Source organism: Geodermatophilus marinus, from assembly GCF_003428645.1.
Classification (GTDB): Bacteria; Actinomycetota; Actinomycetes; order Mycobacteriales; family Geodermatophilaceae; genus Geodermatophilus.
On record NZ_QVQH01000013.1, the window covers coordinates 26,307 to 40,060 of the forward strand.

General features: G+C 70.4%; 8 protein-coding genes and 1 pseudogene. 1 reads left to right on the plus strand and 8 read right to left on the minus strand.

Features of this window, described 5'->3' with window-relative positions; all coding sequences use genetic code 11:
* The first annotated feature begins 177 nt into the window (after positions 1-177).
* Positions 178-5,787 carry a MobF family relaxase gene (gene mobF / locus D0Z06_RS14960; RefSeq protein WP_233517719.1) on the plus strand — a complete coding sequence of 1,870 codons (5,610 nt, stop codon included), beginning with the start codon at positions 178-180 and terminating at the stop codon, positions 5,785-5,787.
* Positions 5,788-5,910: 123 nt separating this feature from the next.
* On the opposite strand, the gene D0Z06_RS14965 is transcribed toward mobF, so the two are convergent.
* The 8 genes and pseudogenes from D0Z06_RS14965 to D0Z06_RS14995 all read right to left on the minus strand — a co-directional run bounded on the left by D0Z06_RS14965 (position 5,911) and on the right by D0Z06_RS14995 (position 13,717).
* Positions 5,911-7,977 (minus strand): tetratricopeptide repeat protein, encoded by a 2,067-nt coding sequence (locus D0Z06_RS14965; protein WP_233517700.1) that lies wholly within the window; start codon positions 7,975-7,977, stop codon positions 5,911-5,913.
* 114 nt (positions 7,978-8,091) lie between these two features.
* Positions 8,092-8,250: pseudogene (locus D0Z06_RS27160) on the minus strand (HNH endonuclease); the annotation flags it as partial.
* 408 nt (positions 8,251-8,658) lie between these two features.
* Complete coding sequence (locus D0Z06_RS14970) at positions 8,659-9,306, minus strand: Abi family protein (RefSeq protein WP_117378281.1); 648 nt, start codon at positions 9,304-9,306, stop codon at positions 8,659-8,661.
* A 181-nt stretch (positions 9,307-9,487) separates the two neighbouring features.
* Positions 9,488-9,970 (minus strand): hypothetical protein, encoded by a 483-nt coding sequence (locus D0Z06_RS14975; protein WP_117378283.1) that lies wholly within the window; start codon positions 9,968-9,970, stop codon positions 9,488-9,490.
* Positions 9,967-11,418: a type IV secretory system conjugative DNA transfer family protein gene (locus D0Z06_RS14980; protein WP_233517701.1), complete on the minus strand. Its 1,452-nt coding sequence runs from the start codon at positions 11,416-11,418 to the stop codon at positions 9,967-9,969. Before D0Z06_RS14980 ends, D0Z06_RS14975 begins: the two co-directional genes overlap by 4 nt.
* 81 nt (positions 11,419-11,499) lie before the next feature.
* A complete protein-coding gene (locus D0Z06_RS14985) occupies positions 11,500-12,792 on the minus strand; it encodes a hypothetical protein (RefSeq protein WP_117378286.1) in 1,293 nt (430 codons plus the stop codon).
* Complete coding sequence (locus tag D0Z06_RS14990; RefSeq protein WP_117378287.1) at positions 12,792-13,100, minus strand: hypothetical protein; 309 nt, start codon at positions 13,098-13,100, stop codon at positions 12,792-12,794. The genes D0Z06_RS14985 and D0Z06_RS14990 overlap by 1 nt, the downstream gene beginning before the upstream one ends.
* Positions 13,097-13,717 (minus strand): conjugal transfer protein, encoded by a 621-nt coding sequence (locus tag D0Z06_RS14995; RefSeq protein WP_233517702.1) that lies wholly within the window; start codon positions 13,715-13,717, stop codon positions 13,097-13,099. The genes D0Z06_RS14990 and D0Z06_RS14995 overlap by 4 nt, the downstream gene beginning before the upstream one ends.
* Positions 13,718-13,754: the final 37 nt, after the last annotated feature.

Below are 13,754 nucleotides of genomic sequence, written 5' to 3' on the forward strand. Positions count from 1 at the left end.
ACGCCCTCATGACACGGCTGCCGGCTCGAGCGTCACCCCAGCAGGCCGACGTCTGGAGCCGGCGTCACCCCGACCCCTCCGACCTGACACACCTCATGCATCACGGCCCGGACCGCCGCTTGTCGATGCGCCGCGGCGCCGGAGCGTGGCAGAGGTGCTCGCGATTGTCGGGTCGTGATGACGCTGCACAAGCTCACCGCGGGGGACGGATACACGTATCTGACCCGCCAGGTGGCTGCGCACGACGCCACGACCCGCGGGTTCGACAACCTGGGCGACTACTACAGCGAGAAGGGCGAGGCTCCGGGCGTCTGGATGGGACGCGGGCTTGCCGCCGTGCCCGATTTTACGGTCGGTGACCGGGTCACCGAGGCGCAGATGGTCGCGCTGTTCGGGGAAGGGCGACACCCCAATGCCGACCAGATCGAGCGCGATGCACAGCTTGCTGGGAAGACCCCCCAGCAGGTCGATCAGGCCAGCCGCCTGGGCGCGCCCTACCGGATTCACGAGCAGGCCAACGTGTTCCACCGCCGCTCGGCAGGGGCGTTCCGCGACCACAACACCGCGCTCGGCCTGCCCGCCGACACCCCCGTGCCGGCCGAGGAACGAGCCCGCATCCGCACCGAGCTGGCCTCGACGATGTTCGTCGAGACCTACGGGCGTCCGCCGGCCGACGCCCGCGAACTCTCCGGTCATCTGGCCCGCATCTCCCGGCAGGCCACCACCGCGGTCGCCGGGTACGACCTGACGTTCAGCCCGGTCAAGAGCGTCTCCACGCTGTGGGCGATCGCCCCGCCAGAGGTCGCAGCCGTCATCGAGCAGGCGCACGCCGACGCGGTGGCAGACACCCTGACCTGGTTGGAGGACCACGCCGCCTACACCCGCACGGGCCGCAACGGTGTGGCGCAGGTGGAGGTACGCGGGCTGATCGCGGCGGCGTTCACCCATCGCGACTCACGGGCCGGCGACCCGGATCTGCACACCCACGTGGCCGTCAGCAACAAGGTGCAGACCCGCGACGGGCGGTGGCTAGCGCTCGACGGTCGGCTGCTCTACAAGAACAACGTCACCGCCTCCGAGCGGTACAACACCCGCCTGCAGGCTCTGCTCACCGAGCGGCTCGGCGTCCGCTTCGCCGACCGTCCCGGCGCCGACCCGAGCAAGCGCCCGGTGCGCGAGATCGTCGGCGTCGATGGCGAGCTGCCCAGCCTCTGGTCGTCGCGGCGGGCGTCGATCGATAGCCGCCGCGCGGAGCTGTCGGCGCAGTTCCAGGCCGACCACGGGCGACCGCCGACGCCGAAGGAGGCCGTGTCCCTGGCGCAGCGGGCCAACCTCGAGACCCGGCAGCGTAAGCACCAGCCCCGCTCCTACGCCGAGCAGCGCGCCGCCTGGCGCACCGAGGCGCTGGCGGTGCTGGGCGGCGAGAGCGGCCTGCGCGACTACCTCCGGGGTGCACTCGCCCCCCGCCGCGGACCCGAGGCGAAGCGCCCGACGCGCAGATGGATCGACCAGACCGCCCAGCACGTGCTGTCGGCGGTGCAGAGCTCGCGTGCGACCTGGCAGGTCAACCACGTCCGCGCCGAGGCCGAGCGGCAGGCTCGCGCCGCCGCGATCCGGCTGACCGACCTCGACGGAGCCACCGACGCCGTCGTCGAGAGAGCGCTGTCCCTGTCGACGCCGTTGGGCAGCCGTGAGCCGGTGGCCGAGCCAGCCGCGCTACGCCGCTCGGACGGCAGCTCCGTCTACACCGTGGCCGGTTCGGCGCTGTACACCTCGACCGAGATCCTCGCCGCCGAGCGCGCCATCCTCGCCGCGGCCGGACGCCGTGACGGACGCGTGGTGCCGGCTGCGGCCGTCGACGTCGCACTGCTGGAGTCCACCGCCAACCGGATCGAGCTCAACCCCGGCCAGGTGCAGCTGGTCCGCCAGCTGGCCACCTCCGGCACCCGGGTGCAACTGGCACTGGCCCCGGCAGGCACCGGGAAGACCACCGCCCTGCGTGCGCTGTCCGCGGCATGGCGGGCCGACGGTGGCAACGTCGTCGGCCTTGCTCCCTCGGCAGCTGCGGCGGCGGCGCTGGGTGAGGAGGTCGGCACCGACACCGACACTCTCGCCAAGCTGATCCACGCACTATCCACCGGCAACGCCGTCCCGCCCTGGGTCAAGCGCATCGGCCCGGACAGCCTCGTGGTCGTCGACGAAGCGGGCATGGCCAGCACCCTCGACCTGGCCCGGGCGATCGCGTTCATCACCGAGGCCGGCGGGTCGGTCCGGCTGATCGGCGACGACCAGCAGCTGGCGGCGATCGGCGCCGGCGGAGTGCTGCGCGACATCGCCGCCGCTCACGGTGCGGTCACCCTCTCGCAGGTCCTGCGCTTCACCGACCCCGATACCGGTGCTCCTGACCACGCCGAGGGCGCCGCGTCCCTGGCGTTGCGCGACGGCGACCCGGCCGCCCTCGCCTACTACATCGATCACGGACGCGTGCATGTCGGGGACCTGGCCACGGTGACCGACGACGCCTACACCGCCTGGTCGAACGACCGCGCCGCCGGGCGCGACGCCATCATGCTGGCGCCCACCCGCGAGCTGGTCGCCGAACTGAACACCCGCGCCCGCCGCGACCGCCTCGCCCAGCAGAACGGCGCGATCGGTCCCCAGGTCACCCTCGCCGACGCTTCGCAGGCCTCCGCCGGCGATGCGGTCATCACCCGCCGCAACGAGCGCACCCTCCCGATCGGCGCCACCGACTGGGTCAAGAACGGCGACCGGTTCACGGTCACCGCCGTCCGCGACACCGGCGCCCTCGACGTCGTCCACCAGCGCACCGGACGGCGCCTCACCCTGCCCGCCGACTACGTCAGCGACCACGTCAGCCTGGGCTACGCCACCACCGTGCACGGCGCGCAAGGCCTCACCGCCGACACCTGCTACACCGTCGCAACCGGCGAAGAGTCGCGCCAACTGCTCTACGTCGCCCTGACCCGCGGCCGACACGCCAACCACCTCTTCCTCACCACCGCCAGCGACGGCGACCCGCACAGCGTGATCACCCGCGACGCGCTGCTGCCGCCCACCGCCGTCGACGTCTTGACTCGTGTGCTGGCTCGCGATGGCGCCCCGACCTCAGCCACCAGCCAGGCCCGCGAGCTGACCGATCCCGCCGCTCTGCTTGCTTGCGCCGCAGATCGGTACTACGACGCGCTCAACACCGCCGCGGAGGAGCGCCTGGGCCTAGAGGTGCTCGAGGCCATCGACGCTGCCGCCGACGCCGCGATGCCGGGCCTGACCACGCAGGCGGCCTACCCCGTCCTGCGCGCGCACCTGGCGCTGTGCGCCGTCTCCGGTCGTGATCCCTCCGACGTCCTCCGGCAGGCCCTGGCCTCGGATCGACGTCTGGACGACGCCCGCGATGTGGCCGCGGTCCTGGACTGGCGTATCGACCCCACCGGACGACACTCACCCGGGACCGGCCCCCTGCCGTGGCTGCCTGGCCTTCCGAAGACGCTCGGCGACGACCTCGAGTGGGGCCCCTACCTCGCCGACTCCGCCGATCAGGTCAGCTCACCGGCCGTCGATGTCGCCGCCCGTGCACGCGCCTGGACCCCCACCAGCGCTCCCGCGTGGGCGCTTCCGCTCATCGACCGCGATCCCCAGCTGGTCGCCGATCTCGCCGTCTGGCGCACCGCCCACAGCGTTGACGACGCCGACCGCCGTCCCACCGGCCCGGCGCTGCCGCGCGCCGCTGACGCCCGGGCCCAGCGGGCGCTTGACGACCGCGTCACGCGGCTGCTCGGCGACGGGCGCGCGCTCACCGCGCGCTGGGCACCGCTTGTCGACAGCATCGACCCACGCATCGCCGGCGACCCCTACTGGCCGGTCCTGGCCGAGCGGCTCGCCGCCGCCGACCGCGTCGGCATCGACATCACCGCGCTCGCCCGGGCCGTCGCCGCCGAACGTCCCCTGCCGGACGAGCAGCCCGCCGCCGCGCTGTGGTGGCGCCTGTGTCGGCACCTCTCCCCCGCCGCGATGACCGCCACCGATTCCTACGTCCCGGAGACGCTGCGCCCGGACTGGACCCCGGTTCTGGCCAGCGTCCTCGGCTCTGAAGCAGCCGAGCGGGTGGTCGCCGACCCTGCCTGGCCCGCGCTGGTCGCCGCCGTCACCGCTGCCCGCCCCGCCGGTTGGCAGCCCGACCAGGTGCTGTCCACGGCCCATGACCTGCTGCGCGCCGGTCATCCCGACGACGACCAACTGCGCCCGGATGAGCTGGCCACCGCCCTGGTGTGGCGGATCCGCGTGCTCACCGACCCAGCGTCCGCCGCACGCGCACACGCGCCGACGCCGCCGATCGACCTCGATCAGCTGCCCACTGCAGACGGAGTAGCCGCCGACGACTGGCTGGCCGGTCTGGTCGAACCCGACGACACCGAACTTCTCCATGAGGACCTGTACGGGGACGACCCGGCCGGTGACGAACATCATGTCTCGACACCAACCGACCGCCGGGCCACCAACCCGAGTCACCTAGCCGCAACTGACCGGGCTGACGAAGAGGGAGTTGGCGTTGACCGGGATCGTCTCCTGGAGCTCAACCAGCAGGCCGCCGACTTCTTCGCCGCTCACTTCCGTGACTCTTGGGCGCCGGCCTACCTGACCGACCGGCTCGGCACCGACCTTGCCGACGAGGAGCCGTTCACCCTCGGCTACACACCCGTGGGCTGGACCGCACTGACCAGCCACCTGCGCCGCCTCGGCGCCACCGACGCCGAGATCGTCGCCGCCGGCCTCGGCAGCTACGCATCCACCGGCCGGGTCATCGACCGCTTCCGCGACCGGCTCGTCTTCGCCATCCGCGATGGCGAAGGGATCCACGGCTGGATCGGCCGCCGCAACCCCGACCACGACGAGGACGGGACCCCCGCCGGCCCCAAGTACCTCAACACCGCGGAGACCGCGCTGTTCACCAAGGGCCACGAGCTGTACGGCCTCACCGAAGGCGCCACCGCGCTGACCGGCGGTGCCGTCCCGGTCCTCGTGGAAGGCCCCCTCGACGCGCTGGCAGTCACCCTCGCCGGCGACGGCGACTACGTCGGCATCGCCCCACTGGGCACGGCCTTCACCGACGCACAGGCCGACGCGCTACGCCCATTCATCGGCGGCGGAAAGCCCGGGATCATCGTCGCCACCGACGCCGACCGGGCTGGACAGCGGGCCGCCCAGCGGATCTTCTGGCAGCTCACCGCCCGTGGTGACGATCCCCGCCACCTCGCCATTCCGACCGGCAAGGACCCCGCCGAGCTGCTGCAGACGGCCGGCGCCGCCGCTCTGCGTCGGGCCCTTGCGGCCTCCGACAGCCTGGCCAGCGCACTCATCGACGCCCGCGTCGCCGTCTACGCCGACCGGTTCGACACCGTCGAAGGCCAGGTCCACGCCGCTCGCCGCGCCGCCGAGGTCATCGCCGCCCTCCCCGCCGAGAGCTGGCCGGCGCACCTCACCCACGTCGTGGCCCGCACCAGCATCGCGCCCGATATCGCACTGTCCGAAGTCTTCGACGCCGCTCGAGCGCGGACCGAAGATGCTCACGTGCCGGCCCGCACAAGGCCGCCCGATCGGCTGCCCGAGCTGGCCACTGACCCGAGGGTGGAGGCCTCCGTCCCCGGCATGTCCCACAGAGAGACAGGGCCGGAAACGCTGGGCGACAGTGTGCAGGCAGCCCAGCGAGGTGCGTCCGCGGGCCGAATCCCTCGCCTCCCAGCTCGGCCGCGGCCACGCCAAGGGTTGTGATTCGTGAGCAGGTGCCTCTCAAAGCTCGTGCCACCGCCAGGCAGCCCGTCCCCTGAAGGCGGCGGCAGGGGAACCTGCTCTCGTGTGGCGACGGATCGTATCCGCTAAGCGTTGAGGCCCGCATTAGTCGTGCGCTTCTTGCTCCCCGACCGCTTCGAGCAGTCCTACTAGCCGCGCAAGTAGGTCTGGTCGACCCGCACAGAAGTCCAGCGCCCGACACAGGATGCCGAACGCTATAACTTCCGAATGATGCCCGCGCCTTACGAGGCGTGATATCTCGGTATAGGACTCAACAACCAGATCAACGGCCCTATCGAGGTTTCCTGCTTGGAAGTGGACGATTCCAAGGTCTCCGCGCCTTCTTCCGCTACCAAGGCCCCCGGCAGGCTCGACCATCACCATCACCGACAGTGCTTCCTCGCCGTCGGCAATAGCCTCGGGGAGTTCGCCTCGCACTGCTCTCAGATGGCTCCGTTGTGCAAGCACCGAAGCAAGCCGATGATTTGCCAAGTTCGCCCTGGAGATCTCAACTGCCTCATCAAGACAGCCCAGCGCGGCGTCGAAGTCTCCGTCGTCCTCGTGAACTTCCGCTATGCGCCCAAGCCCTATGCACACTTCCGGCCACGCGACCGCGGCGGTCCGCGCAAGGGTCACGGACTCTCGAAGCTGCCGCAGCGCGGCCGCAGGATCGGCGGTCTTTATGATTCCTGCAAGGTCTTGCAGTGCATCTGCAGCTCGAGGGACATCGCCCTCCCTCTCATAGACGAGAAGCGCCCGCTCTAACAGCTGACGCGCCTCCGCGTAGTTCCCCCGTTTCCACTGCACCATCGCGAGAGAGGAGAGCGTTATGGCTGCCGGTAGAGAATCTGCATCCTCGCGCTGCTTGAGGTCTAGCGCGTGCTTGAAGGCATCCTCGGCACCATCTAGATTGTCGTCATCCTGTAGGATTGTCCCTAGATTGTGATACAGCGAACCCAACCCGTAGCGATCTTCATCCCTCCCGCGCTCGACGACCTCGATAGCAGAGCGGAATACCGTTTCCGCCCTTCGATCCTGGCCGCGCGCTTGAAGGTAGAGGCCGAATTTGTTCGCTAGCCAGCCGGTGAAGGGCGGCGCTATTGCAGCCTCGCCCCGCAACTCCCCAAGGACTGCGTCCACGTGGCCGGCGACAGAGTCGAACTCCACCAGATCAGCATCACGTGACGGATCCTCCGGCACCAGAACATGCAGCGCTGCGGCTGCCAGCACCACAGCGGAACGACGCTCGTTGGCGCCTTGCACCTCACGCGCAATATCTCGAACCAGCTCGTGAAGGGCTACACCCTTCGGCCCACGCTCAATGAGGGAGAACTTTCTTAACGAGGCCAAGTGGTCCTCTAGAGCTAAATCGTCGCCGAGCGCTGGTAGTAGTGTCTGCAATTCTGGCATAGCGACAATAGGAAAAGGTCCAGGGCCTAGCACGGCAAGAAGGTCAAGGACGGACCGCGTCGTCCCGTCCAAGGCCTCGCGAGACAGCCTTACGGATGCAGCCAGCCCCCCATGCCCCGAAAGTTTTCCCCTGTCTAGCAATCGGGCCCGACTGGCGGCAAATAGGCCGAGGAAGCGACCGGCGTCCATGCCTGTCTCATCGAGATACGAGGCGGACTGGGCGATTGCCAACGGAGAGCCAGCGCATAGATCGAGGATCGCGTCCTCGATCTCTGAATCCACCACTCGGCCTGTAATGGACCTAAAGATCCCGCGCCCCACCTGTGCGTCTACTATGGGGATGCGAACTACGGGATAGCCTGGCCAGCTTTGCGATTTGGATGTAATTATCAAGTCAAGACTTGAGGTCACATACTGAAGAAGAGGGAGGACCTCGTCGGCAAGGTCGTCGATGACTAGCAGGCCCGCCTCCGACGAAGCGAGCGCGCTCAGTATCCTGCCAGCGTAACGAATAGGGTCTTCGTCGGGCCACCTGTCGACGCCCAGGCCACGCCCTAGTGCGCTCGTGTCCGCATCCAATGTTTCGAGGGTTGTTCCTCGCAGCCACCAGACATGACGATGACGTTGAGTGCGCATCGCATAGTCCGCGGCAATCTGCGTCTTGCCGTTACCGGACAGTCCCGCCAGTACGACGGCATGGACCTGCGCCAACCCGCATTCGATTTCTGTGGTGAGTTCATCACGAGTCTGATACTCGGGCACTGGCTTAGGGAAAGCGAGACTGGTGAGAGACGCCCTGGCACGAGCAACCTTACCTTCGTGTCGCCGCTTCCACCCTTGTAGCACTTCGGCGTCCGGGAGTGGTCGACCGCGATCGATAGCCTTGTGGTGATCGGGACACAAGAGAAGACAGTTGGCCGCAGAATCCACGTCCTCCGGCAGCAGGTCTTGCCGATACCGTGGGCCGTTGGTCGATTGAGCGTGGATGTGAGCGACTTCACCCACAGTGACTAGGGCCCCGTCTATGACTTGCATCAGCCGCCGACCGCACTCAGGATGCGCACACTCGTTACCGGAAAGAGCCCAGAGCAAGTGCTCGTCTGGAGCTGGCAGCGCCGTCTTCCTCGCCTCCCTGCATTGAGTGGCGGCCACGCGAAGGGTAACCGCCTCGTCTCCGTGGTCATATCACCACGCGGAAGACGGATCGGCCTTCCAACCCCACGCGCATGCACATCATCACCGCATCAAGCCAGCTGTCGGCGAAGAAGACGAGGCAGCCTCTGGGTACGGGGATGGCTGCGACGCTCCAAGTCACGGGAGCCTCCCTGATTGAGGCCGGTCAGGCGAACACTGCCTGGCGCAGCGCTACCACGGCGTTCCCCCAGCGCTGGCGGGACCAACCGCTGCAGCGTCTACTGCGCCGCTCGGCCGGAACCTGCGCCCTTACGGCCGGGCGGCCAGAACGCTCGAGACCGCGCTGGTGGCCTGCAGGTACTGGCCCAGCTGAGGGTCGAGCCGGCCGGCGAGAGCGATCAGGTCAGCCAGTCGGCCGGCGACGTTGGTGGTCAGCAAGGGTTCGTGGTGGGCCACGCGGTTGCGCAGGTCGTGCAGGCGGCCGACCGGGCCGTCGACATGGACGGCGCGGTCGGTGCCCGGTGGAAAGGCGCGGTGCAACGCGGGCACCCACAGCGTCTTCTCGTGCGCCGCTGAGCTCAGGTATCGCCAGAAGCCGAACATGAGCTCAGCGACGATCTTGCCTGGCGGTGCGGTCGGACCGCCGGCGTTGGCGATCGCGTGGCGCAGGCTGTCCCGGGGCCTGGTGTTTACGTCGACGCGGCGTCGTCCCCGGGTGCGGTACACCGGAGCGAAGACGGTGTCTGCGGCCAGAGTCCAGTGCGGAGGCCCGGGCCAGCGCGCGGAGAGGGCGACGTCGTAGACGTTGCGCAGCCCGACCTCCACGTGCGCCAGGTCGTGCAACAGTGCAGCGCTGAGTTGAGCGTTCCACTCGTACAGCGCCAACGCCCGGTCGCGGTCCGTACCGGTGGAGGCCAGGTAAACCGCGAATCGCGGGGCACTGAGCCAGGCCTCCACCCACCGACCGGCCGGTGGGAAGGCCGGCGGCGTCGGCGTTGTCATCACGACCCATCCTGGCGTACAGTGACCGCGAAAGCCCCGGTGGACCGCTGATCTCTGGTCATGTCGCCGGGGCTACGTCTTTTCCTGGCCCTGGTCCGCCCGTTTCGTCGCGGTGAGCCGCTGGCACCTGCGCTGATCATCGAGGCGAGGCCTCGAGGAAGGCGATGTAGCGGCTTTCGGCCGGCCAGTCCTGATGCCGGCCGGTGCGGCAGGTGCTCTCCCCGAGCCGTTGCGCCATGCGGTCGCAGAACATCGGAAAGGCGTAGCGGTTCCATTCCTCCATCAGCTGGGGACCTGCTGCGTTCTCCGCTTCCCACCGCAGCACCGCCAGCACGGGCAGCTCCCGGGCGATGTGCGGGTGGTGGGACCAGCAGGCCGGGACCATCTGCGCGGGCCGCCAGGCGTACTCGTGGTTGATCCATGCCACGACGTCGTCACACCAGCTCCAGACCGCTGCGCCCAGCTCCCCGGTGCAGGCGGCCGGCTCCCAGGGGCGCTCCAGGTCTGCCAGGGCGCCGGCTCGGGCCGCCCCCCCGCGGTCGCCTCCACGCGCGTTCCCCAGCAGTTCGAGCGCACGCAGGACCGCGAGGGGTGGCGGTGGGAACGGCAGGACGATCACCAGGACCGCGTCTCGGACTGCGGTGCGACCGGCGGGTCGGCCGATTGGACGTGCCGGCTCGGGACGAGTCGGTGGTCGCGGGCGTAGGCCAGCGCGGCAGCCGTGCGCTGCTGGACGTCGTCGGTGTCGGGGCGGGCGTGGCTGACACGCGCACGGGCGGCGTCGAGCTCGGTCGTGAGCTGCTGACCGTCCTTGCCGTCGAGGCAGCGCCGCAACCGGGCGATGATCGGCGGCGCGGTGCCTGCGACGACGAGAGCGTGCCGCTCGGGGATGCGACGGATGTCGCCGGGGCGCAACACCCGCACGTCCTCACCCGAGCGGGACGTGCCCATGCCGCCGGGCCCCTCGGTGACGGTCCGCCGGCTGATCCGCACGTCATCGAGCAGGTCGGACAGTTCCCGATAGAAGTGGACGTCCTTGCCGCCGCCGAAGATGACGAGGTTGTTGGTGAGCCCGAACAGCGATCGGGCTTCGTCCTCGCCGTAGGAGACGACCATCTGTTTCCAGGTCTGGGCGGCGTAGATGAACGACAGACCGAGCGCGCGTTCGTTGGCCATCCGCACCCGCAGGGTCGGCAGCGGCGTGGTGGACGGCAGTTCGTCGAGGCAAGCCAGGAAGCACGGGGTCAGCCGCCCGTGCGGCGAGGTGGTGGCGACCTGCAGGGCCGTGTCGAGGACGTGTTCCGCGACCGCGGTCATCAGCGGTGCCGCCGAGGCGTACGGATCCTCACGGCCGAGCAGGTACACCGTTCCCTGCCGGGCGATGAGGTCGGCCAGGTCGGTCGCCGACCGTCCCCGCGAGGGCACGCAGCGCGCCCTGATGTCCGGCTGGAAGAACAGGGCCATCGCTTGCTGGACGGTGGTCACAGTGTTGCCGACGGTGTCCGGGCTGCCGTGCAGCGCGCCGACCAGCAGCCCGTCCCAGAACCGGGCCGCGTGCGGATGCTGCTGCAGGATCTCGGCGGGCTGCTCGGCGGCGACAGGGTTGGCGACCCACTCCAGGACGTGCTCCAGGGTGCGGCCGGTGAGTGCCGCCGCGTGCAGGAATCCTTGCAGCACCTTGGCGGTCTCCGCGGCGTAGAACCGGGCGGCGTTGTCCTGCCGGCCGCCGGTGACCGCGCCGGCGACGGTGCCGGCGGCGAACGCCTTGGCTCGTCGTTCGGCGATCCGAGGATCGACGCAGCCAGCGACCGGATCCCACACCAGCTCCGGCAATCCCGGTGCCGCACCGAACGGATCGAGCACCGCGACCGGGCGCGGCGGCTCGTCGGGGCCAGCGGGCCGTTGCCGTCGTCCGGCGGTCAGCAGCAAATCGTCGACCTTGGTCAGCGTCGCCAGGCCGGCGCCGCGGTGGGCCAGCAGGGCGGGAGCGAGCAGGTCGAGAGTCTTGCCGGACCCCTGCTCGCCGTAGACGCCGGTGGTGCGGTCATACCGGCACCACAGCTCCACCCCGTGCGGCTGGGAGGAGCGGCCCAGCCGCCAGCCGACGTCGGTCGGGTCGAACCTTGACGTGAGCATCCGTCTCTCCTTTCAGCGTGCCCGGCTCGGCCCGGACCGCTGGGCTCGTGCCGCCTGCAGCTGCTGGTGGGCCTGCTGGATGGCCACGCTGAGCGCGACCGGCGTCTGCGGGTCGTCGAGCAGCGCCCGATTCGCGGCCCAGGCCCGGCGCGGGAAGCCGGCGATCGCGCGGGCGCCCGGATCGGCTGCCCGGTCCGCAACGGCGAGGGAGAGCAGGCGGGCGTTGTGCAGGGCTCCGGCGACCGGTTGCAGGTCGGTCGCGTCGACGCGAACCAGCCCGCCGGGCTGATATCCGCGCAGGTACGCGGCCACCCGCTCCTCGCGCGGCGGCACATCACGGGCGTAGGCGACCAGCGATCCGTTGTCCGCCCAGGACCGGACGGTGCGGTAGAGCAGCTGCGTGGCGAGAGTCGGCAGGTGCTGAGCCGCGGACGTGACCGATGAGCGCAGGGACGCCGTCCAGGTGGTCGGGTCGGGCTCGGAGCGGAGGACGCCATGGAGGCGACCGGCTGCGGTGACGCCGGATGGTGTGTGCTGGTGGAAGCGGCGGCTACCGTCGTCGTACGGACGCAGGGATGCTCGGACGGCGCGCCAGGCGTCGGCCGCCGTCGTCTGACCTGCCGGTGGTGCGTCGGTCGAGCCGAGGCGCTCCGCAGCGGAGCTGAGTGTCTGGGCGGCGATCGTGTAGGCCAGGACCTCGGTGACCGACGGCGGATCATTCGCTCGGGCCGTGGCCTGGAGTAGGACGCCGATGGCATCGGGGACCACGCGTGCCGGGTCGACGGACGCATTGACCGCGGGACCTGGAACGGGGCGGTCGAGGATGGCGACGTCCGCGCGTGTCGGCGGTTGCAGCGCGGCTGTCTGCTGGACCAGGGCCGCCTGACGCTCGACCTCGGTGTGCCACTGCGTCGCCGGACCGGCAGGCAGGCGGTGGGCGACCACCTCGGCCAGCGGCGTCACTGTCTCGGCTACGGCGGTGGCGACGGCCCACCGGCTGGTCACGGTGGTGTGGTCGTACAGGACGCCGACGGTGTCGGCCGCGGCAGCCGCCAACCGCGTCAACGCCGACTCGGTCGCCGGAGCGCGGACGCCGAGCTCTGTGCAGGCGGCAGCCAGGGCAGCGACCTGTTGTTCGCGGCCATCGCCGGCGAACGGGGAGACGCCGTCGCGGCGCAGGTGGGTCAGCGCCCGACCCAGGTGGCCCAAGGCGGTGCCTGCATCGGCGCGCGCGGCTGCGCTGTCGTCCGTGGTCCGCGCTGTGTCGGCGAGGGCGTCGAGTAGCTGCCCGAGCGAGGTGGCCATCAGCGTGGCGCACGCAGCGCGCGGTGGCCGTGCTGAGCCGCGGCGAGGACGTCGGGCTGCGCGAAGTCGTCAGCGGGCAGGTTGCCGAGAATGCGCAGCGCCTGCTCGACGAGCCGGTCGGGGTCGGTGGCGTCGGCGGTCGCGGGCACCGGGCCGCTGGGTGCGCGTAGGGCGGTGGCTGCGGCGAGGCAGTGGAGCTGCGCTGTCGGTCCGGCCTGGTCGTTCCGGGAAGCGGCGGCGAACAGTGCCGCAGCCTCGGCGCGGGCGGCGAGAAGATCGGCGTTCAGGCCGTCGTCGGTCGAGCTCATCGAGGGGTCTCCTTCACGGTGCGGACGGGTGGTGCCTGGTTCGACGGTGCTGGGGATGTCGATCGGGAAGTGGTGCTCGGGACGGATCTGTGGGTGCGACCCCGGATCGCGTCGCCGCCTGTGGACAGGAGGCGATGGACACGGCCTCGGCTGCCTCTGGACGGGTATCGGTCCGGGCGGATGACCGCTCGCCCGTCGCGGAGCTGGCGCAACCCGAGGGCTTGCTCGGCCTCCCTGCGGGTGGCCATGCCGCCGCGGGCGTCGCCCGGGCGCCGGTGGCGGGCGACCAGGACAGCGGTGATGACCGCGGCGGTCAGCAGGACGAGCTCGGCGACGGCAACACACGCGTACACCGGGGTGGGCCCGGCGACCCGACGCAGTTGGTCGGGCGGCAGGCCGCGGCCGGGGTTGCCGTCCAGCAGTCCGCCGAGGACGTGGGTGATCGTCTCGGTGCCCTGCGGCCACACCCAGCCACCACCCCACAACGCCGAGGCGAGCCCGAGACCGACCAGAGCCGCCAACGCGACAGCGATCAGGGCGCCACCGGCCGCGGCGACGGCCAGTTCCCATCCCCGGGCAATTGGCTGCGGATCGCGACGCCGGAAGGGCGTCGTCACGCGCCAGCCCTGAGCCGGTGGTTGATGTCCACGTCCT

Excerpts from the sequence above, each read along its gene's own strand:
- D0Z06_RS14990 (WP_117378287.1), bottom strand. The coding sequence starts at position 13,100 with ATGAGCTCGACCGACGACGGCCTGAACGCCGATCTTCTCGCCGCCCGC.
- D0Z06_RS14985 (WP_117378286.1), bottom strand. The coding sequence starts at position 12,792 with ATGGCCACCTCGCTCGGGCAGCTACTCGACGCCCTCGCCGACACAGCG.
- mobF (WP_233517719.1), top strand. The coding sequence starts at position 178 with ATGACGCTGCACAAGCTCACCGCGGGGGACGGATACACGTATCTGACC.